The 21,218-nt window shown below is 65.0% G+C and carries 12 protein-coding genes; 5 read left to right on the top strand and 7 right to left on the bottom strand.

What is annotated here, in order from left to right; translation table 11 throughout:
* Window positions 1-21: 21 nt before the first annotated feature.
* Window positions 22-3,432, bottom strand: a complete 3,411-nt coding sequence (locus tag FBX97_RS25490; protein WP_141837991.1) for a DUF2126 domain-containing protein — start codon at window positions 3,430-3,432, stop codon at window positions 22-24.
* Window positions 3,433-3,581: 149 nt separating this feature from the next.
* On the opposite strand from FBX97_RS25490, the gene FBX97_RS25495 reads away from it, so the two are divergent.
* Together FBX97_RS25495 and FBX97_RS25500 are read left to right on the top strand one after the other, a co-directional pair.
* Window positions 3,582-4,994, top strand: coding sequence for a circularly permuted type 2 ATP-grasp protein (locus FBX97_RS25495; protein ID WP_141837993.1), 1,413 nt, complete (start codon window positions 3,582-3,584; stop codon window positions 4,992-4,994).
* A 1-nt stretch (window position 4,995) separates the two neighbouring features.
* A complete protein-coding gene (locus FBX97_RS25500) occupies window positions 4,996-6,036 on the top strand; it encodes an alpha-E domain-containing protein (RefSeq protein ID WP_141837994.1) in 1,041 nt (346 codons plus the stop codon).
* Between the two features lie 55 nt (window positions 6,037-6,091).
* Here the strand turns inward: FBX97_RS25500 and FBX97_RS25505 are convergent, their stop codons facing one another.
* Window positions 6,092-7,186: a putative zinc-binding metallopeptidase gene (locus FBX97_RS25505; RefSeq protein WP_141837996.1), complete on the bottom strand. Its 1,095-nt coding sequence runs from the start codon at window positions 7,184-7,186 to the stop codon at window positions 6,092-6,094.
* Between the two features lie 283 nt (window positions 7,187-7,469).
* Between FBX97_RS25505 and FBX97_RS25510 the strand changes: the two genes are divergently transcribed.
* The 3 genes from FBX97_RS25510 to FBX97_RS25520 all read left to right on the top strand — a co-directional run bounded on the left by FBX97_RS25510 (window position 7,470) and on the right by FBX97_RS25520 (window position 11,524).
* Window positions 7,470-8,060, top strand: a complete 591-nt coding sequence (locus FBX97_RS25510) for a hypothetical protein (protein ID WP_141837998.1) — start codon at window positions 7,470-7,472, stop codon at window positions 8,058-8,060.
* Window positions 8,061-8,070: 10 nt separating this feature from the next.
* A complete protein-coding gene (locus tag FBX97_RS25515) occupies window positions 8,071-9,726 on the top strand; it encodes a hypothetical protein (RefSeq protein WP_141838000.1) in 1,656 nt (551 codons plus the stop codon).
* Window positions 9,727-9,886: 160 nt separating this feature from the next.
* Window positions 9,887-11,524, top strand: a complete 1,638-nt coding sequence (locus FBX97_RS25520; RefSeq protein ID WP_141838002.1) for an alpha-amylase family glycosyl hydrolase — start codon at window positions 9,887-9,889, stop codon at window positions 11,522-11,524.
* Window positions 11,525-11,528: 4 nt separating this feature from the next.
* Here FBX97_RS25520 and FBX97_RS25525 read toward each other — a convergent pair whose 3' ends face one another.
* The 5 genes from FBX97_RS25525 to glgB all read right to left on the bottom strand — a co-directional run bounded on the left by FBX97_RS25525 (window position 11,529) and on the right by glgB (window position 21,216).
* Window positions 11,529-14,042 carry a glycogen/starch/alpha-glucan phosphorylase gene (locus FBX97_RS25525; RefSeq protein ID WP_141838005.1) on the bottom strand — a complete coding sequence of 838 codons (2,514 nt, stop codon included), beginning with the start codon at window positions 14,040-14,042 and terminating at the stop codon, window positions 11,529-11,531.
* A 23-nt stretch (window positions 14,043-14,065) separates the two neighbouring features.
* Window positions 14,066-15,529, bottom strand: coding sequence for a glycogen synthase GlgA (glgA, locus tag FBX97_RS25530; protein WP_141838157.1), 1,464 nt, complete (start codon window positions 15,527-15,529; stop codon window positions 14,066-14,068).
* Window positions 15,530-15,614: 85 nt separating this feature from the next.
* Window positions 15,615-16,904 (bottom strand): glucose-1-phosphate adenylyltransferase, encoded by a 1,290-nt coding sequence (gene glgC, locus FBX97_RS25535; protein WP_141838007.1) that lies wholly within the window; start codon window positions 16,902-16,904, stop codon window positions 15,615-15,617.
* A gap of 56 nt (window positions 16,905-16,960) precedes the next feature.
* Complete coding sequence (gene glgX, locus FBX97_RS25540) at window positions 16,961-19,042, bottom strand: glycogen debranching protein GlgX (RefSeq protein ID WP_141838009.1); 2,082 nt, start codon at window positions 19,040-19,042, stop codon at window positions 16,961-16,963.
* Entirely contained in the window at window positions 19,039-21,216 is a 2,178-nt protein-coding gene (gene glgB / locus FBX97_RS25545; protein WP_221631874.1) for a 1,4-alpha-glucan branching protein GlgB, read from the bottom strand. Before glgB ends, glgX begins: the two co-directional genes overlap by 4 nt.
* Between the last annotated feature and the right edge of the window lie 2 nt (window positions 21,217-21,218).

The raw sequence follows: 21,218 nt of genomic DNA on the forward strand, positions 1-21,218 counted from the left end.
GAAGTGGAACATCATAACCGGTCAGTCCGGCTGCCAGCGCAGGTCGAGCGTCATCGGGAAGCCGGGGTTGAGCTCCTCCTTGCGTACCGTCATGGGTCCCGGCGTGTGGCCGTGCGGCCAGAAGCGCGCGACACGGCGTGCCTCGGCGGCGTTGGCATTCACCGGCGCACCCGTCTCGTTGCGTCCGCCGGGGTGCGCCACATGGTAGGTGCAGCCGCCGATCGCGCGCCCGCTCCAGGTGTCGACCAGGTCGAACACCAGCGGCGCCTGCACCCCGATGCTCGGGTGCAGGGCCGACCACGGGCTCCAGGCGCGGAAGCGCACGCCGGCCACGTATTCGCCCGGGATACCGGTCGGATGCAGCGGCAGCGGGCGTCCGTTGCAGGTGACCACGTGGCGGCCGTCGGTCAGGCCGCGCACCCGCAGCTGCATCCGCTCCACCGACGAATCGACATAGCGCGCCGTGCCCCCGGCGCCCACTTCCTCGCCGAGCACGTTCCAGGGCTCGATCGCCTGGCGCAGCTCCATCTCGACGCCTTCGTAGACGACGGTGCCGAAGCGCGGGAAGCGGAATTCGATGAAGGGATCGAACCAGTGGTCTTCGAAGGCGTAGCCGGCCGCGCGCAGGTCGCGGGCGACGTCGCGGATATCCTGGGCGACGAAATGCGGCAGCATCCAGCGGTCGTGCAGGGCGGTACCCCAGTGCACCAGCTTGGCCTGGAAGGGCTGCTGCCAGAAGCGCGCCACCAGGGCGCGCAGCAGCAGCATCTGCAGCAGGCTCATGCGTTCATGCGGCGGCATCTCGAAGGCGCGGAATTCGACCAGGCCGAGGCGGCCGGTCGGGCCGTCGGGCGAATACAGCTTGTCGATCGAGAATTCCGAGCGGTGCGTATTGCCGGTCAGGTCGACCAGCAGATTGCGCAGCAGGCGGTCCACCATCCATGGCTTGTCGCCAGGGTGCAGGGTCGGCAGCACCTTGTCCATTTGCTGGAATGCGATCGCCAGCTCGTACAGGTTGTCGTCGCGCGCTTCGTCCACCCGCGGCGCCTGGCTGGTCGGGCCAATGAAGGTGCCCGAGAACAGGTAGGACAGGGCCGGGTGCACCTGCCAGTAGGTGATCAGACTTTTCAGCAGGTCCGGCCGGCGCAGCATCGGGCTGTCTTCGGCGGTAGCGCCGCCCAGGGTAGCGTGGTTGCCGCCGCCGGTGCCGGTGTGGCGCCCGTCGTACATGAATTTCTCGGTGCCCAGGCGGGTCAGGCGCGCTTCCTGGTACAGGGTCGACATGTTGTAGACCAGTTCATTCCAGCTGGCGGCCGGATGGATGTTGACCTCGATCACGCCAGGGTCGGGCGTGACGCTGAGCAGCTTGATGCGCGGGTCGCGCGGCGGCGCATAGCCTTCGATGCGCAGCTTCATTTTCAGCCTGGCGGCGGTGTTCTCGACTGCCGTGACCAGTGCCAGGTAATCCTCGATCCGCTTCAGGGGCGGCATGAAGATGTACAGGCGGCCGGCGCGTACTTCGACGCACAGCGCGGTATGGATGACCTCGCGCGCGCTCGGGTCGGCCGGTTGGGCCGGTGCGGCTGGCTTGGCGGTCTTGTGCGCCGATCTGTTGCCCGGCTTGTGGGCGGATTTGTCCGCTGTCCTGTCCGCTGCTCTGTCTGCGGATTTGCCGGCAGAGAGGGCCAGGATTGGCCGCTTGTCCTTTTTCTCGACCGCCAGCGCGCCGCGCGGCGCAAACGGATCGACATCGAACTCGACCTCGCGCTCTTCCGGCAGCACCCACGGCAGCGTGGCCAACGGCAGCCGCAAGCCGATCGGCGAGTCGCCCTCGATCAGGTACAGGTGCTCGCGCCGGATCGGCCAGGCAGAGGTTTGCCAGGTGGTGCCGAGCATGACGGCCGGATCGTACTCCCTGGCCTTCAGGGGCAGCACGTAGCCGGCCACCTGTCCCAGGCCACGCTCCAGCAGGCGCGCCAGCCGGCGCCGCTCTTCCGGCGCCTTCAGGTCGGCCTGCAAGGGGTCGATGTTGCGCGGCAGCGCCTGCTCGCGCTGGGACTGCAGCAGCACGTCTTCATACGCCGGGATGGCACTGCCGGCAGGCAGACCGAGCGACTTGACCAGTTCCGCGATGAAGCGTCCGGCTTCGTCGCTGCCGTAGCCGTCGTCCACGTCTTCGTCCGAGAACAGGCTTGGATCGAACCACATGGGCTGGCCGTCGACGCGCCAGTAGATATTCAGCGCCCAGCGCGGCAACGGTTCGCCTGGATACCATTTGCCCTGGCCGTAGTGCAGCATGCCGCCCGGCGCAAAGTGGTTCTTCAGCCGGTGCATCAGCTGGCCCGCCAGTTCGCGCTTCTTGTCGCCATGTGCGAGGGTGTTCCATTCGGCCCCGTCCATGTCGTCGATCGAGACGAAGGTGGGTTCACCGCCCTGGGTCAGGCGCACGTCCTGGCGTTTCAGGTCGGCATCGACCTGCTGGCCCAGCTGGTCGATTTTCTGCCAGTCCGCTTCCGAGTACGGCTTGGTCACGCGCGGGTCCTCGTGGATGCGGGTGACGGTCATTTCGTGGAAGAATTCGACCTCGGCCGGGTCGGTGAAGCCGCTGACCGGCGCCGCCGATGACGGCATCGCCGTGCAGGCGAGCGGAATATGGCCTTCGCCGGCCATCATGCCTGAAGTGGGATCGAGCCCGATCCAGCCGGCGCCGGGAATGTACACCTCGGTCCATGCGTGCAGGTCGGTGAAGTCTTCGGCGGGGCCACTGGGTCCGTCCAGCGCCTCCTGGTCGGCGCGCAGCTGGATCAGGTAGCCGGACACGAAACGCGCCGCCAAACCCAGCTCGCGCAGGATGTGCACCAGCAGCCAGCCGCTGTCGCGGCAGGAGCCGGAGCACAGCTGCAGGGTGTCTTCCGGCGTCTGGACGCCGGGTTCCATCCGCAGCAGGTAGCCGATGCGGCCTTGCAGGCGCTGGTTGATGGCCACCAGGAAGTCGATCGTCGACATCGGATCGGCCAGCAGCTCGCGCCGGACGGCCGCCACGAATTCGGTCAGGAGCGGCCCCGCCGGGTCCTTGTGCAGATAGGCGCCCAGTTCGGTCTTCAGCTGCTCCGGATACGCGAACGGAAATTTTTCGGCATAGCTCTCGATGAAGAAATCGAATGGATTGATGACGGTCATGTCCGCCACCAGGTCGACCGTGAACTCGAGCTTGTCCGCTTTCTCCGGGAATACAAAACGGCCGATGTAATTACCGTAAGGGTCTTGCTGCCAGTTGATGAAATGCGTCTCCGGCTCGACCTTCAGCGAATACGACAGGATCGGCGTGCGCGCATGGGGCGCCGGCCGCAGGCGCACTTCATGCGGCGACAGGGCGACCGGCCGGTCGTAACGGTAACTGGTCTTGTGGTGGAGCGCGATACGGATTGCCATGCGGGGCTGCCTTTCGATGTGGACGCGTTCGACGTTGAATGTTCGTAATACTGACTATTTAATCATGTTTATCCGCGATCCGATTGAATTGCCATTCGTATCATAGTTTTGGGACGTTTCTTGTTACTATCCCGGCATAGGAGGAGACGATGCCGAATTTTTACGATGAGATGTATTCCACGACGGCGACCGTGCGGCCTCATTACACCGCGTTCGCCGAGTGGCTGGCGCAACAGGCGCCGCAAGTGATCGAACAAAAAAGAGCGGAAGCCGAGCTGAATTTCCAGCGCGTCGGGATCACGTTCGCGGTGTATGGCGACAACGCGGGCAAGGAGCGCCTGATCCCGTTCGATATCATTCCGCGCGTGATCAATGCCGCCGAGTGGAGCCGGCTGCAGGCTGGCCTGGTGCAGCGCGTGACAGCGCTGAACCTCTTCCTGCACGACGTCTACCACGACCAGGCGATCCTGAAGGCCGGTGTGATCCCGCGCGAGCAGGTGCTGAACAACGCCCAGTACCGCCCCGCCATGCAGGGCGTCAAGCTTCCTTCGGACATCTACGCGCACATTGCCGGGGTCGACATCGTGCGTGCAGGCGAGGGCGAGTTCTACGTACTCGAAGACAACCTGCGCGTGCCGTCCGGCGTCTCGTACATGCTGGAAAACCGCAAGATGATGATGCGCCTGTTCCCCGACCTGTTCGCGCGCAACCGCGTGGCCCCGGTCGACCACTATCCCGACCTGCTGCTCGACAACCTGCGCAGCGTGGCGCCCCCTGGCGTCGACGACCCCACCGTGGTCGTGCTCACGCCGGGCATGTACAACTCGGCCTACTTCGAGCACGCCTTCCTGGCCCAGCAGATGGGCGTGGCGCTGGTGCAGGGGCAGGACCTGTACGTGCGCGACAACACCGTCTGGATGCGTTCCACGCGCGGACCGCAGCGCGTCGACGTCATCTACCGCCGCATCGACGACGATTACCTGGACCCGCGCGCCTTCCGTCCGGAATCGACCCTCGGCGTGCCGGGCCTGCTCGACGCCGTACGCGCCGGCCGGGTCGGCCTGGCGAACGCGATCGGCACCGGGGTTGCCGACGACAAGTCGATCTACCCGTTCGTGCCCGACATGATCGAGTTCTACCTGGGCGAAAAGCCGATCCTGAACAACGTGCCGACTTACCAGTGCCGCAAAAAGGACGAGCTGCAGTACACCCTCGACAACCTGTCCGAGCTGGTGGTCAAGGAAGTGCACGGCGCCGGCGGCTACGGCATGCTGATCGGGCCGGCGTCGACCAAGGCCGAGATCGAAGCCTTCCGCCAGCGCTTGCTGGCCAAGCCGGAAGGCTATATCGCCCAGCCCACGCTGGCCCTGTCGGCTTGCCCCACCTTCGTCGAATCGGGCATCGCCCCGCGCCATATCGACCTGCGCCCCTTCGTCCTGTCCGGCAAGAACGTGACCATGGTCCCGGGCGGCCTGACGCGCGTGGCCCTGAAGGAAGGCTCGCTGGTGGTGAATTCGTCGCAGGGCGGCGGCACCAAAGATACCTGGATATTGGAGAATTAGTATGTTGAGCCGTACCGCAGATCATTTGTACTGGATGGCCCGTTATACCGAACGGGCCGAGAACACCGCGCGCATGCTCGACGTGCGCGTCCAGTACTCGCTGATGCCGCAATCCGAGCTCGCCGAGCAGCAGGGCTGGCGCACGATGCTGGGCGTGTCCGAGCTCCAGTCGCAGTTCGATGCCAAATACAGCACGCTGAGCCAGAAAGAGGTGATCGACTTCATGGTGCGCGACCCGGACAATCCGTCCTCGATCGCCAGCTGCCTGCGCGCCGCGCGCGAGAATGCACGGGCCGTGCGCGGCAGCCTGACCACGGAAGTCTGGGAAACCAAGAACACCACCTGGCTGACGCTGCAGCAGCACCTCAAGAGCCGCATGTTCGAAACCCATCCGGGCAAGTTCCTGGAGTGGGTGAAGTACCGCTCGCACATGTCGCGCGGGGTCACGCTGGGCACCATGTTCCAGGACGAGGCCTTCAACTTTATCCGCCTCGGCACCTTCCTGGAACGGGCCGACAACACGGCACGCATCCTCGACGTCAAGTTCCGCTTCCTGGATGCCGACGCGATCCGGGCCGATGCGCAGGTCGAATTCTATTACCTGGCCGCCTTGCTGCGTTCGGTGTCCGCCTTCGAGACCTACCGCAAGGTGTACCGCGACGCCATTACCCTGAACCGGGTGGCCGAGCTCCTGATCCTGCAGCCGAAGATGCCGCGTTCGCTGATCGCCTGCATGTGCGCCGTCGTCGCCAACCTGCAGGAAGTGCGCAATGACTTGTCAGCGGACACCGAGCGCCTGGCCGAAAAGCTGTACGGCGAGCTGCAAACGGCGCAGATCGGCGACATCCTGCAAGAAGGCCTGCACCCCTACCTGACGCGCTTCCTGGCGTCGATTGCGGAACTGGGCAACGGCATCGGCCGCGATTTCCTGCTGCCGGTGGCGCCGGAACTGCCGGAGGAAGCGCCGGCGCCGGTGCAGGGCCAGACGCAGACCCAGAGCCAGACGCAAACCCAGACGCAAACGCAGACGCAGACGGGTTGAACGCCCGGCGTAACAGATGGCGGCGCCCCGGCTGCATGGCCGGGGCGCCGTTTTTTTATGGCTGGACCAGGCCCGGCACCGCCACCGGCGCCTTGATCTGCGCGCGCACCACCTTGTGCACGAATCCGAGCTTCTCCAGCACCGGCGTGCTGAGCGTGAACGGGTACGAGTCCGGCATCCCGATGCTGCGGTTCAGGCTGTTGAGCACGTAGGTCAGCGCGAACCAGTCGCGCTGGATGTCGTCGAAGTCATCCGTCTTGCTGGGCAGGGTGATCTTTTCGATCTCCGGCTCGTCGGCCTTGACCGGATGGAGCGACAGGCCGCAGGCGTTCGCCGTTTCCAGCGTATCGAGCATGTGCAGGTAATGGGCCCAGGTCTCGGCCCAGTCTTCCCATGGGTGCGAACTGGCGTAGGTACTCACGAAGCGCGACGCCCAGTCGGCAGGCGGGCCTTCGTTATAGTGATGTTTCAGGGCCTCGCCGTAATCCTGGCGCTCGTCGCCGAACAGGGCACGGTATTCGTCGATCCACTCGCTGTCGGCGACCAACCGGTCGAAATAGTAGTGCCCGCTTTCGTGGCGGAAGTGTCCCAGCAGCGTGCGATAACGCTCGTGCATCTGTTCGCGCGTGCGTTCACGCTCGGCCGGATCGGCTTCGGCAATGTTCAGGGTAATCAGGCCGTTGTCGTGGCCGGTCATGACGTGCTGATCCGATACGCCGTCTTCCAGGAACTGGAAGGCGAGGCCGGTTTCAGGCTCGGTTTCTTTCGACGCCGGGGTCAGGTTGAGCGTTGCCAGCGAAAACAGCAGACGGCGCTTGGCCGCTTCGAGGCGCGACCAGAGGATGTGGTTTTTTTCCGACGTCAACGCCGGAATCACGACGGTCAGCTGGCACGACTCGCACAGATCGTGTTCGTCGTCGGCAGGCAGCATCCAGTTGCAAACATTGTGTTCGACATAATTCTGGCACTTTTTATAGAGCTTGCCCTCGTCCCTGCGGTGCAGGCTGCGCCACAAGCCATTTTCGGCCTCTGCGAAGGCGTTGATGCTGCGCGTCGCCGTCTGATAGCCGAGCGTGCTGTTGCAATGGAAGCAGAGCGTGTTTTCAAAAAATATTTGGTTTGAACACTTGTCGCAGTGAAACGTTTTCATGGTAGATGAGCGATGAATGGTTTAAGTTGTAATGACAATCTAACACTAAATCCAGTTGCGCTCCGCACGTGTCAGACAATGCCTCATATCGTGCTCGTGCATCGTGCTCGCAGGCCTGTGTTGAAGGGTTCTGAAAGGTATTGCGTGATTGTTTGACGATAAGGAAATGACTAACGGTCCCGATAAATTTCTTCATGGAAAAATCCTATAGGAAATTTTTAGTGAAATGTTATAAACTTTCGGCTCGTTCGCTGTACAACTTTTGAGGGCCGATGCCACTGCCATGAACAAGAAATACCTGAATGCAGCCGCCGCGTTGGGAGTCGCCACCGTAGGCGGTCCCCTGTTGGGTTTGTTTCCCATGCTTAGGCTGGCAGCAGCCACAGTAGACTGGTACGCCGAAAACTACGGCGATAGCGCCCGGCGCAAGCAGGAGCAGGACATCGAAAAGGCAAAGAGCAAAGCGCGCGAGGAGGGCCGTAACGAAGTCAAGGCGGAGTACGCCGTCAGGATGGAGGCCCTGAAGCGGACTGCCGAGCAGCGCGCCGCCTACGACGACCTGAATCTTGCCCTGTACACGGTCGGTATCGCTTGCCTGGCGCGCTGCGACGCCGCCCACGCGGCGAATGTCACGACGATCAAGGAAATCGTGTTCGGCATGAGCCACGGCGCGCTGCCGGCAAAGTTGCACAAGGCTGTCATGAAAGTCGACGGGGCACGGCCGAACCTGGCGACGGCCAAAGCGCGTGCGAGCAAGCTTGCACCCGGCAAGGAGGCGTTGTTCGAAGACATGGTCGCCTTGGCTGCCACCCTGGTCGACGACGACCGCGAACACGGCCTGGAAGCAGCATGGGCCGCGTGCCGCGCCGCGTGAGGAGACTGGCATGAACGATGCAGTCGCTCGATTCCAGCAGCGCCGCCAGCTGCAGCAAGCCGCCGCCAAGCGCAGCAGGCTGGTCGCGCTGCCGGCACTGGATGCAAAGCACCCACTGGCCCAATCCCTGGACCAGGCGTTCATCGACGCGCCGAGCCTGGCCGAACTGGAAGCGGCCGAACACGGTGCCGATGTCGGCGCGCAGGCCCGGGCACTGCTGGCCGAACTGGCTGATGGCCATCACCAGCAACGCTTCGACGCCATGCTGAACGACATGCGGGGCGCGGTCCTGCATACCGTCGCCGGCGCATTCGGCCTTGGCAAACTGGCCAGCGCCTACGACCGCGAGGGCGGCGCCGTCGACACGGTCCATAACGTGCGTCAGGGCGTATTTGCCACCGACGGCGAACGCCAACGGTTCGATGGCCGCGATGCATACGACACCACCGCGGCGCACTCGCACAAAACGTACAAGGACGCCAATGCGGCGATGAAGCGCCAACGCGATGCCGGTACGCTGGTCGACAGCTACACCGGGCAGGCGATCGGTGCGCACCACAAGAACGATGCGCAGCTGGGGGCGAGCCTGGACCACGTGGTCGCCGCGAAGAATGTCCACGACGATGCAGGCCGTGTCCTGGCTGGCCTCGACACGGCGAACCTTGCCAACGTCGAGGACAACCTGACGGCCACCACACGCACGGTCAATTCCAAGAAGCGGACCTTGCGCGCCGCCGAGCTGTCCGATCGGCTGGCGCACGAGACAGGCGTACGGCAGGCGCGGCTCGCCGAACTGGACGCGCGCAAGGCATCCTGGACCGACAAGGAGCGCAAGGAACACGCGAAGCTCAAGGCGCAGGATACAGTCGACGGCCAGCGTTTGCTGGACAAGGAACGCAAGGCGCAGGCTGCGATCGACGGCGAGGTCAATCGCGCTTACTACACCAGCGGCAAATTCGTGCGCGCCGCGGCCACGGCCGGCGTCACCGAGGGCGCCAGGATGGGCGTGCAGCAGGCGATCGGTGTTGTCGTGGTCGAGTTCCTTGCCGCTGCGCTCGCGGAAGTGAAAGACCTGTACCGCAATGGCCGCAGCGAAGCGACCTTCATGGCAGAAATCGGGGTGCGCCTGCGCCGTGTCGGGGAGCGTATTGCCGGCAAATGGAAAAACGCCCTGGCCGGGATGCGCGACGGTTTCATCGCCGGTCTGCTGTCGAGCATCGCGACGACCCTCATCAATACCTTCGTGACCACTGCACAGCGGGCCGGGCGCATGATCCGCGAGGGGCTGATGTCGCTGCTGCGCGCGGTGAAGCTGCTCCTGGTGCAACCCGAAGGCATGACCAGACAGGAAGCGATGCACGAAGCGTCGAAGATCCTGGTCGGCACGGCCATCCTGGTCGGTGGTCTCGCGCTGGAGGAGGTGGTCAGCAAGCAGCTGGCGCTGGTGCCGGGCCTGGGCGTCGTGGCCGAGGCAGGCGCGGCCGCCGTGGTTGGCGCGGTGACCGCGATCGCCACCGGTTTCGCGGTGTATCTGATCGACAAGGCTGACCTGTTCAACGTCAACGAGGCCAAGCGTACGGCTGCCATTGGACGCGCCCTCGACGAGCGGCTGGCAGCCTCCCTGCTGGCGCTGGAATCCGGCGCCGTGTCCTGGCCGCACGCCTGATTCCAATCCGTCTTTGAAATGCCGTCGATCGTCGTGTGAACGATCGACGGCTTTTTATCGTTCGGCGGAAAACGGGCCAGCGCACGCCGGCCGGACCCGGGCGCTGATGAATGTTGGCCATCCATTATAATTTTTCCATCAAGACCAACAAGGCACCGCCATGACCACCGCCCCATCCGCTATTTCCACACCCTGGTGGCGCGAAGCCATCATCTACCAGGTCTACCCGCGTAGCTACCTCGACACGGATGGCGACGGCGTCGGCGACCTGCCGGGCATCACGAATAAGCTCGACTACATCGCCAGCCTGGGCGTGGACATCGTCTGGCTGTCGCCGTTCTTCAAGTCGCCGATGAAGGATTTCGGCTACGACATCTCGGACTATTGCGACGTCGACCCGCTGTTCGGCACCCTGGACGACTTCGACAAGCTCATCGAAAAAGCCCACGGCCTCAAACTGAAGATCATGATCGACCAGGTCATGTCGCACACCTCCGACGCCCACCCGTGGTTTGTCGAGAGCCGCGCCAGCCGCGACAACCCGAAGGCCGACTGGTACGTCTGGGCCGACCCGCGTCCGGACGGGAATCCGCCCAACAACTGGCTGTCGGTGTTCGGCGGCTCGGCCTGGCAGTGGGATACGCGGCGGCGCCAGTACTACCTGCACAACTTCCTCACCAGCCAGCCGGACCTGAACTTCCACAACCCGGACGTGCAGCAGGCCGAGCTCGACGCGCTGCGCTTCTGGCTCGCGCGCGGCGTCGACGGCGTGCGCATGGATGCCTGCAATTTCCATTTCCACGACCGCCAGCTGCGCAGCAATCCGCCGGCGACCCGGGCCGACAACATGATGGCCACCGACGTGAACCCGTACGGCATGCAGTCGCACCGCTACGACAAGACCCAGCCCGAGAACCTGGCCTTCCTGCAGAAGATCAGGAAGCTGCTCGACGAATACGGCGCGATCTCGATCGGGGAAGTGGGCGCCGACGATTCGCTGGCGGTGATGGCCGACTACACCTCGGGCGGCGACAAGCTGCACATGGCCTACAGCTTCAACCTGCTGACGCCGGACTTTTCGGCGGCGCACATCCGCTCCCAGGTCGAGGAATTCGAGGCGCGCGTGCGCGGCGGCTGGGTCTCGTGGTCGGTCGGGAACCACGACAGCGTGCGCGTGATGACGCGCTGGGGCGGCGAGGATCCGCCGCGGGCACTGGCGAAGCTGGTGCTGGCGATGCAGCTGTCGCTGAAGGGCACCCCTTGCCTGTACCAGGGCGACGAGCTGGCGCTGACGGAAGCGGATGTGCCGTATGAGCTGCTGCAGGACCCCTACGGCATCGCCTTCTGGCCCGAGTTCAAGGGGCGCGACGGTTGCCGCACGCCGATGCCGTGGGCGTCGGATGCGCCGAATGCAGGGTTTACGACCGGCACGCCATGGCTGCCCGTGGTGGCGCCGCATGTCGAAGCGGCCGTGTCGGCGCAGGAAGAGAACGAGGATTCGCCGCTGAACTTTGCGCGGCGCTTTATCGCATGGCGCCGTAGCCAGCCGCAGCTCGTGCGCGGCGACATCGCATTCTTCGATGCGCCCGAAGCGGTGCTGGCATTGCGGCGCGACCTGGAAGGCGAGCCAGCCCTGCTGGCTGCATTCAACCTGTCGAATGAGGCGGTGGACTTCGACTGGCCCGAAGCGGGCCACGCCGATGACGTGCAAGGCCATGGCTTGCCGAGTACCCGTGCGCGCAGCAGGATACAGCTGCCGCCTTACGGTGCCTGGTACGGCACCGTCAAGGCGGGGTAGGACATCAAGCCACGGTGCTGCGCTGCGCCTGGGCGCGGCGGTCGGTACCGCGGCGCTCTTCCGGCTCCGCCAGGCTGACCGGCTGCGCCTGCCAGATCTCGTCGGCATATTCGCCGATCGCGCGGTCGGACGAGAAGGTGCCCATGCCGGCCACGTTCAGGATCGCCTTGCGGGTCCAGGCGTCGGGCTGGCGATAGAGTTCGTCGACCTCGTCCTGGGTGGCGACATAGCTGGCGTAGTCGGCCAGCAGCAGGTAATGGTCGCCCCAGGTGACCAGCGCATCGTAGATGCCGGAGAAGCGGCCCTTGTCGTCCGGCGAGAAGGCGCCGTCGCGGATCTGTTCGAGCACCTGCTTCAGTTCCGCATTCTGCTCGACGATCCGGCCCGGCTGGTAGCCCTGGGCACGCAAGGCATCGACCTCGGGGGTGGTGTTCCCGAAGATGAAGATGTTGTCCGGGCCGATGTGTTCGCGCATCTCGACGTTGGCGCCATCCAGCGTGCCGATGGTCAGCGCGCCGTTCAGGGCGAACTTCATGTTGCCGGTGCCCGAGGCTTCGGTGCCGGCGGTCGAGATCTGCTCCGACAGGTCGGCCGCCGGCATGATGATCTCCGCCAGGCTGACGCTGTAGTTCGGGATGAACACGACTTTCAGCTTGTCGCCGACGCGCGGATCGTTGTTGATCGTGGTGGCGACGTCGTTGATCAGCTTGATGATCTGCTTGGCCATGTGATAGGCCGATGCCGCCTTGCCGGCGAAGATCACGGTGCGCGGCACCCAGCCGGCATCCGGATTGGCCAGGATGCGGTTGTAGCGCGTGATCACGTGCAGCACGTTGAGCAGCTGGCGCTTGTATTCGTGGATGCGCTTGACCTGCACGTCGAACAGCGAGGTCGGGTCGATCACGATGCCGAGGTTGTCCGCGATCCAGCCGGCCAGGCGCTGCTTGTTGACCAGCTTGGCGGCGCGGAAGTGCAGGGCGAACACCGGGTCGTCGGCGGCCTCGCGCAGGTCCGAGATCTGGTCGAGGTGGCGGCGCCAGGTGCGGCCGATGCGCTCGTCGATCAGCGCGGACAGCGACGGGTTGGCCTGCGACAGCCAGCGGCGCGGCGTAATGCCGTTGGTCTTGTTGTTGAAGCGGTCCGGGAACAGGCGCGCGAAGTCGGCGAAGATCGATTGCTTCATCAGGTCCGAGTGCAGGGCCGAGACGCCGTTGACCTTGTGGCTGGCCACGACCGCCAGGTAGCCCATGCGCACGCGGCGCTCGCCGTTCTCGTCGATCAGCGACACGCGGCGCATCAGCTCGACGTCGGCGCCGAATTCGGCGGTGATGCTGTCGATGAAGATCTTGTTGATGTCGAAGATGATCTGCAGGTGGCGCGGCAGGATGTGGCCGAGCATGTCCACCGGCCAGGTTTCCAGCGCTTCCTGCATCAGCGTGTGGTTGGTGTACGAGAACACCTTTTGCGTGATCGCCCAGGCGCGCGGGAAGGCGATGCCGTGGTCGTCGATCAGGAGGCGCATCAGTTCGGGCACCGCCAGCACCGGGTGGGTGTCGTTCAGGTGGATCGCGACGTGCTGCGGCAGCTGGTCGAAATCGTCGTGCTTTTCCAGGAAGCGCCCGATGATGTCCTGCAGGCTGGCGGCGCAGAAGAAGTATTCCTGGCGCACGCGCAGTTCGCGCCCGGCCAGCGTCGAGTCGTCCGGGTACAGCACGCGCGACACGTTTTCGGACGCGTTCTTTTCCTCGACCGCACCGACGTAATTGCCCCCGTTGAAGGCGGACAGGTTGAATTCCTGGTCGGCCTTGGCCGACCACAGGCGCAGCAGATTGGTCGCTTCGGTGGCGTAGCCGGGCACGATGGTGTCGTAGGCCAGCGCCATCACGTCATGGGTGTCGACCCACTCGACCTTGTCGCCATGTTGTTCGATGCGGCCGCCGAAGCGCACGCGGTACTGCACGTCCGGGCGCGCGATTTCCCACGGATTGCCGCCAGCGAGCCAGTAGTCGGGCAGTTCGACCTGGCGGCCGTCGACGATCTGCTGCTTGAACATGCCGTAGTCGTAGCGGATGCCGTAGCCGACGCCGGACAGGGCCAGCGTGGCCATCGAATCGAGGAAGCAGGCGGCCAGGCGGCCCAGGCCGCCGTTGCCGAGGGCGGCATCCGGCTCGAGGTCGGGCAGCGCCTCGAGGTCGACGCCCAGCTCGGCCAGTGCCTGGCGCACGTCTTCATGGATGTCCAGCGCCAGCAGGGCGTTGGTGAAGGTGCGGCCGATCAGGAATTCGATCGACATGTAGTACACGCGCTTGGCATCCTGCTGGGACTGGGCGCGCTCGGTCTTCATGCGGCGCTCGACCAGGCGGTCGCGTACCGCCAGGGCGGAGGCATGCAGCCAGTCGCGCGGCTGCGCGGTCGAGGCATCCTTGCCCATCGTGTACATCAGTTTGTTGGCGATTGAACGCTTGAGGTCGGCGACGCCGCCGGATGGATCGTCTTGATTAAGGTCGGTAAGATTCATTGCTGTTGCGTTCAGTGATTTTGTTATTGGTCAGTGGCGATTTGCCGGTAAAGCGCGAGATAGTGAGCCGCGGCTGTATCCCAGCCAAATTGTTGCCGCATGCCATGTTCTTGTACCTGCTTCCAGTCAGCTTCACGTTGATACAGCGCGAAGGCGCGGCGCAGGGCGGCGTGGATGCCGGCGTCGTCGAAGCTGTCGAAGACGAGACCGGTGGCCAGTTCCTCGCCCAGGTTCTCGATCGAGGCATCGACCACGGTGTCGGCCAGTCCGCCAACCTTGCGCACCAGCGGCAGGGTGCCGTACTTGAGCCCGTAGAGCTGGGTCAGCCCGCAGGGTTCGAAACGGGATGGCACCAGGATCACGTCGGCGCCCGCGATCAGGCGGTGCGCAAGCTGCTCGTCGTAGCCGATGCGCACCGCCACCGACTGCGGATGGGCCGTGGCGGCGGCGCGGAAGGCGGCTTCCAGCGGCGCATCGCCGGCGCCCAGCAGCATGATCTGGCCGCCGCGCTGGACGATCAGGGGCAGGGCGGCCAGTACCAGGTGCAGGCCCTTCTGTTCGGTCAGGCGGCTGACGACGCAGAACAGCGGCGCCTCGTCCTGCACCGCGAGGCCCGCTTCCTGCTGCAGCGCCGTCTTGCACGCGCGTTTACCGCTGACGTTTCGCAGGTCGTAGTGCCTGGCGATCAGCGGGTCCGTCGACGGATTCCATACCGCATCGTCGACACCGTTGAGGATGCCGGCGAGATCGGCGGAACGGGTGCGCAGCAGGCCATCCAGGCCGCAGCCCTGTTCGCTGTCCTGGACTTCGCGCGCGTAGGTCGGGCTGACCGTCGAGATTTTGTCCGCGAAGAACAGCCCGGCTTTCAGGAAAGAGACCTGGCCGTGGAATTCGACACCGTTGATGTCGAAGAAATGGGCGGGCAAGCCCAGGTAGCCGAATACGTGGCTGGGGAAATTGCCCTGGTAAGCCAGGTTGTGGATGGTCTGCACGCTGGCGGCCAGCTTGCGGCCGGTCGACTGTTCGGCAGCCTTCAGGTAAGCCGGGGCCAGGCCGGCGTGCCAGTCGTGCGCATGCACGACCTGCGGCTGCCAGGACGGATCGAGGCCTTCGGCCAGGCGCGCCGCCATCCAGCCGAGCAGGGCGAAACGCTGGAAATTGTCGGGGTAGGCCTGGTTGCCGGCGTCGGCATACGGGTTGCCCGGGCGGTCGTACAGGTTCGGGGCATCGATGACGTAGGCGGCGACACCGCTGTCGGGCAGGGTGCCGCGATACAGGCGCAGCGTCTCGGCGCCGAAGGCCGGCGCCAGTTCGGTCACCAGTTCCTGGTTCAGGATGCCGGCGCGCAGGGCCGGAAAGCCCGGCACCAGCACGCGCGCATCGCAGCCGGTCTTGCTCTGCGCGGCCGGCAGGGCGCCCGCCACATCCGCGAGGCCCCCGGTTTTCAGCAGTGGATAGATTTCAGTACAAACGTGTAATACGCGCATCATGGTTCCTGTGTCCGTGCGTTCGCCAGCTTGCCGCACGGACGCGCCCGCGTCCGTGCGCCGTCTTACGTAACTCGAAGTTTATTTACAGCTTGTTCAGCATGTCGGTGGTGACCAGCACCACGCCGCTCTCGCTGCGGTGGAAGCGTTCCGCATCCAGTTCCGGATCTTCGCCGATCACCATCCCGGCCGGGATCTTGCAGCCGCGGTCGATGACGACCTTGGTCAGGCGGCAGCCTTCGCCGATCTCGCAGTGCGGCAGGATCACCGCCTGGTCGATATGGCAGAACGAATCGACCCGCACGTTGGAGAACAGCACCGAGGCCGCGACGTGCGAACCCGACACGATGCAGCCACCCGACACCAGCACGTTGACCGCCATGCCATGGTCGCCGTTACGGTCGTGCACGAACTTGGCCGGCGGCAGCTGTTCCTGGTGGGTCCAGATCGGCCAGTCGGCGTCGTAGATATTGAGTTCCGGCGAAATCGAGGCCAGGTCGAGATTGGCGGACCAGAAGGCGTCGACGGTACCGACGTCGCGCCAATAGGCCGGGACGCCGTCGCCGTTCGGGATGCACGACATGCCGAACGGATGCGCCACCGCGCCGCCTTCGCTCACCACGCGCGGGATGATGTCCTTGCCGAAGTCGTGGGTGGAGGCGGCATTCGCGACGTCGTCGTTCAGCAGCTGGTACAGATAGTCGGCATTGAAGATGTAGATGCCCATGCTGGCCAGCGTGGTGTCCGGCTTGCCGGGCATGGTCGGCGGATCGGCCGGCTTTTCGACGAAGTCGGTGATGCGGCGCTCTTCGTCGACCGCCATCACGCCGAATGCCGAGGCCTCCGCCTTCGGCACCTCGATGCAGCCGATGGTGCAGGTGGCGCCGGTCGCCACGTGGTCCTGCAGCATCAGCGAATAATCCATCTTGTAGATATGGTCGCCGGCCAGCACGACCACGAACTCCGGATGATAGGAGCTCAGGATATCGATGTTCTGGTACACCGCGTCGGCGGTGCCGCGGTACCAGTGATCCTCGTTGACGCGCTGCTGGGCCGGCAGCAGGTCGATGAATTCGTTCTGGTCGCCGCGCAGGAAGCTCCAGCCGCGCTGCAGGTGGCGCAGCAGCGAGTGCGATTTGTACTGCGTCACCACACCGATGCGGCGGAAGCCGGAGTTGATGCAGTTGGACAGGACGAAATCGATGATACGGAACTTGCCGCCGAAATAGACCGCCGGCTTGGCGCGCTTGTCGGTCAGCTGCTGCAGGCGCGACCCGCGGCCGCCGGCCAGTACCAGCGCGACGGCGCGTTCCGGCAAGCGGTGGGTGAGCTGGTTCTTCCTTCGTTCAGGTTGCCGATGGATCAGCGTTTTCATGTTGCCTCCACTATTTTTATGGTCGATGACCTAACTAACAAGCTTGGGTTGGATGCTCAGTTCCACGGCAAGGCCAGCAGCAGCACCGCGTGCGCCGGGACCTCCACCGTGCCGTCGGCATCATGCGGCGGCAATTCGGGAAACGCACTGTTCGTCAGCGCACGCCAGGTGCCCGGCGGCAGCGTGAAATCGGCCGGCTGCGCCTGGGCATTCACCAGCAGCAGGCAGGTTTCGTCGGCGTCCTGGCCGTCGGCCGGCGCGCACATCCGGATGCCGATGCAATGGCTGCCCCCGTTCCAGGCCGCGTCATCCATCACGGCACCGTCCGGCTTGAGCCAGGCGATGTCTGCGTGGCCATCCGCCCCCACCGCACCGGTGTACCAGTCCGCACGGCGCAGGGCGCGGTAGCGCCGCCGCAGCCCGGTCAGCGCGCCGACGAAGCCGGCCAGCGCATCGTCGGCGCGGCGCCAGTCCAGCCAGCATACGGCATTGTCCTGGCAGTAGGCGTTATTGTTGCCCTGCTGGGAATGACCGATGTCGTCGCCGGCCAGCAGCATCGGCGTGCCCTGCGAGAAGAACAGCGTCGCCAGCAGGGCGCGCTGCAGGCGTGCCCGCAGTTGCAGCACGGCGCGGTCGTCGGTGGCGCCTTCCACGCCGCAGTTCCAGCTGAGGTTATGGGCATGGCCGTCGCGGTTCTGCTCGCCGTTGGCCTCGTTGTGCTTGTCGTTGTAGCTCACCAGGTCGCGCAGCGTGAAACCATCGTGGGCGGTGATGAAATTCACGCTGGCGGTGGGTTGGCGGCCGTCGTGATGGAAGACGTCGCTGGAACCGGCGAAGCGGCGTGCGAATTCGCCCAGCGCTCCGGCCGGCTCATGTGACTGCAGCCAGAATGCACGCATGGTGTCGCGGTACTTGTCGTTCCATTCGAACCAGCCTGGTGGGAACTGGCCGAGGCGGTAGCCGCCCGGACCGATGTCCCATGGTTCGGCGATCAGCTTGACCCGCGCCAGCACCGGATCCTGGCGCAGCGCCGCCAGGAAGGTGGCGGCGCCGGAAAACCCATCGGCACTGCGCGCCAGGACCGGTGCCAGGTCGAAGCGGAAGCCGTCGACGTGCATCGCTTCGACCCAGTAGCGCAGCGAATCCATCACCAGCTGCAGCACGCGCGGCTCGGCCAGGTTCAGGCAGTTGCCGCAGCCGGTCCAGTTTTCGTACAGGGCCGGATTGTCTTTCCGCAGGTGGTAGTAGAGCTGGTTGTCGATGCCCCGGAAGCTCAGCGTCGGCCCGAATTCGTCGGTCTCGGCGGTATGGTTGTAGACCACGTCGAGCACGACCTCGATGCCGCGGCCGTGGACCGCCTTGACCATGTCGCGGAACTCGGAAATCGGCGTGCTGCCGGGCTGCCCCGACCAGTAGCGGCGCTCGGGCGCGAAGAAGCCGATGCTCGAATACCCCCAGTAATTCGACAGGCCCATCTTCTGCAGGCGCATCTCGTCGGCGCGCGCATGCGCCGGCAGCAGGCTGAGCGTGGTGACGCCGAGCCGCTGCAGGGTGTCCAGCACGGCGGGCTGCGCCAGCCCGGCGTAGGTGCCGCGCAGCGCCTCGGGCACGTCGGGGTGCAGCCGGGTGTAGCCCTTGACGTGGACTTCGTACAGGATGGTGTCGGCTGCCGGCACCCGCGGCGGCTGGTCGCCGCCCCAGTCGTAGGCGTCGTCGATCACCTGCGCCTTGAGCGCGATCGCGGCATTGTCGGCCGGGTCGGGCTGGTCCGCGGCGCCGGCGGCATGGCCGTCGAAGCCCGGCTGCGCCAGGTACTCGCCCACGACCGCGCGCGCGTAGGGGTCGAGCAGGACCTTGTTCGGGTTGAAGCGCTGGCCCTGCTGCGGCGCATACGGTCCGGCGACCCGGTAGCCGTAGACCTGGCCCGTCGCCGCACCCTCGAGGTAGCCGTGCCAGACGCCGTCCTCGCAGGCCGGCATGCGCAGGCGCGCCAGTTCCTGTTTGCCCTCGGGATCGAACAGGCACAGCTCCACCGATGCCGCATGCGGCGCCACCAGCGCGAAATTCACGCCATCGCCGTCCGTGTGCGCGCCCAGCGGGTAGGGGCGGCCTGCATGCAATGCATCTGCCACCGTCATTGTGTAGGCTCCAGCTTCAGCATGATGGTCGCCAGCGGCGGCACGGTCAGGCTCAGCGACTGGTCGCGACCATGCAGCGCGGCCGGCTCGGTGTGCAGTTCACCGTTGCCCATTCCGCTGCCGCCATACTGCGTGGCGTCGGTATTCAGGATTTCGACATAGCGTCCGGGCTGGCCGACGCCGATGCGATAGCCGTGCCGCGGCACCGGCGTGAAATTCGACACCACCACCACCGTATCGCCATTGCCCGCCTTGCGGATGAACGAAAACACGGAATTGTCGCGGTCTTCGTGCGTGATCCATTCGAACCCGCGCGCCTCGACGTCGAGCTGGTGCAAGGCCGGGTAACGCTGCTGGACCGCATTCAGGTCGCGTATCAGCTGCTGGATGCCCTGGTGGCGCGGGTTGTCGAGCAGGTGCCAGTCGAGGCTGCGGTCGACATTCCATTCGCGCTCCTGCGCAAACTCGCCACCCATGAACAACAGCTTCTTGCCGGGATGGCCCCACATGAAACCGTAATACGCGCGCAGGTTGGCGAAGCGCTGCCAGTCGTCGCCGGGCATGCGGTCCAGCAGCGACCCCTTGCCGTGCACTACCTCGTCGTGCGACAGCGGCAGCACGAAGTTTTCGGTAAAGGCATACACCAGCCCGAAGGTCATCTTGTCGTGATGGTAGCGACGGTTGATCGGGTCTTCCTGCATGTAGCGCAGCGTGTCGTTCATCCAGCCCATGTTCCATTTATAGTGGAAGCCCAGGCCGCCCATTTCGAGCGGACGCGACACGTTCGGAAAACTGGTCGATTCTTCCGCAGCCATGACGGCTTCGGGGCGCTCGGCGCACACCACCCCATTGGCGCGGCGCAGGAAGTCGATCGCCTCCAGGTTTTCGCGACCGCCGAACTGGTTCGGAATCCATTCGCCTTCCTTGCGGCTGTAATCGCGATACAGCATCGACGCCACCGCATCGACGCGCAAGCCGTCGATCCCGAAACGCTCGATCCAGTACAGCGCATTGCCGACCAGGTAATTCAGGACTTCCTTGCGCCCGTAGTTATAGATCAGGGTGTTCCAGTCCTGGTGAAATCCTTCGCGCGGATCGGCATGCTCGTACAGGTGGCTGCCGTCGAAACGCGCCAGTCCGTGCGGATCGGAGGGGAAATGCCCCGGCACCCAGTCCAGCAGCACGCCGATGCCGTTGGCATGCGCGGTTTCGACGAAATAGCGGAAATCTTCCGGCGTGCCGAAACGCGAGGTTGGCGCATACATCCCGACCGGCTGGTAACCCCAGGAGCCATCGAACGGGTGCTCGCTGACCGGCATCAGTTCGATGTGCGTGAAGCCGAGGTCTTTCGCATACGGAATCAGCTGGTCCGCGAGTTCGCGGTAGCTCAGCCAGCGGTTGCCGTCTTCGGGCACGCGGCGCCAGGACCCCAGATGCACCTCGTAGATGCTGACCGGCGCGCCGAGCGCATTGGCCGCCTGGCGCGCGCTCGACGATGGAAACACCGGCGGCAAGGCATTCACCACCGAGGCCGTGTCCGGGCGCAGTTCGGCGCGGAAGGCGAACGGATCGGCTTTCAGCAGGATCTCGCCGCTCTGCGCCTTGATTTCGAATTTGTACAGGTCGCCGGTGGCCAGCTGCGGAATGAAGATTTCCCACACGCCGGATGCGCCGCGCGACCGCATCGCATGGCGCCGGCCGTCCCAGTTATTGAAACTGCCGACCACCGAGACCCGGCGCGCATTCGGCGCCCACACCGCGAAGGCAACGCCGGGGACACCGGCGATCTCGGTCGGATGGGCACCCAGTTTTTCGTAGGGCCGGTGGTGCGTCCCCTCCGACAGCAGCCAGACATCCATGTCGCCGAGGATGGGCGGGAAGCGGTAGGCGTCCTCCATCTCCTGGCGGTGCGTGCCCCAGTCGACCCGCAGGCGGTAGGGGAACGGGTTCTTGCGCCGGGGGATGGCGGCGTAAAACACGTCGCTGTCTTCGACCCGCTTGAGACTGGCCAGCTTGCGGCCGGTCTTGGTGTCGATCAGCTCGACCGCGGCTGCACCAGGCAGCAGGGCGCGTACCACCAGTTCGCCATGGTGGCGATGCATGCCGAGAACGGAAAACGGGTCGTGATGGTCGCCGTGCATCAGCGTGGCGACGCTTGCCTGGTCAAATGTCATAC

It is taken from the genome of Herbaspirillum sp. SJZ107, assembly GCF_006715485.1.
Lineage (GTDB): Bacteria > Pseudomonadota > Gammaproteobacteria > Burkholderiales > Burkholderiaceae_D > Telluria.

Coding starts and splice junctions, on each gene's coding strand:
- FBX97_RS25495 (WP_141837993.1), top strand. CDS start 3,582: ATGCCGAATTTTTACGATGAGATGTATTCCACGACGGCGACCGTGCGG.
- FBX97_RS25525 (WP_141838005.1), bottom strand. CDS start 14,042: ATGAATCTTACCGACCTTAATCAAGACGATCCATCCGGCGGCGTCGCC.
- glgB (WP_221631874.1), bottom strand. CDS start 21,216: ATGACATTTGACCAGGCAAGCGTCGCCACGCTGATGCACGGCGACCAT.
- FBX97_RS25520 (WP_141838002.1), top strand. CDS start 9,887: ATGACCACCGCCCCATCCGCTATTTCCACACCCTGGTGGCGCGAAGCC.
- FBX97_RS25490 (WP_141837991.1), bottom strand. CDS start 3,432: ATGGCAATCCGTATCGCGCTCCACCACAAGACCAGTTACCGTTACGAC.
- glgX (WP_141838009.1), bottom strand. CDS start 19,042: ATGACGGTGGCAGATGCATTGCATGCAGGCCGCCCCTACCCGCTGGGC.
- glgA (WP_141838157.1), bottom strand. CDS start 15,529: ATGCGCGTATTACACGTTTGTACTGAAATCTATCCACTGCTGAAAACC.
- FBX97_RS25515 (WP_141838000.1), top strand. CDS start 8,071: ATGAACGATGCAGTCGCTCGATTCCAGCAGCGCCGCCAGCTGCAGCAA.
- glgC (WP_141838007.1), bottom strand. CDS start 16,904: ATGAAAACGCTGATCCATCGGCAACCTGAACGAAGGAAGAACCAGCTC.
- FBX97_RS25510 (WP_141837998.1), top strand. CDS start 7,470: ATGAACAAGAAATACCTGAATGCAGCCGCCGCGTTGGGAGTCGCCACC.
- FBX97_RS25500 (WP_141837994.1), top strand. CDS start 4,996: ATGTTGAGCCGTACCGCAGATCATTTGTACTGGATGGCCCGTTATACC.
- FBX97_RS25505 (WP_141837996.1), bottom strand. CDS start 7,186: ATGAAAACGTTTCACTGCGACAAGTGTTCAAACCAAATATTTTTTGAA.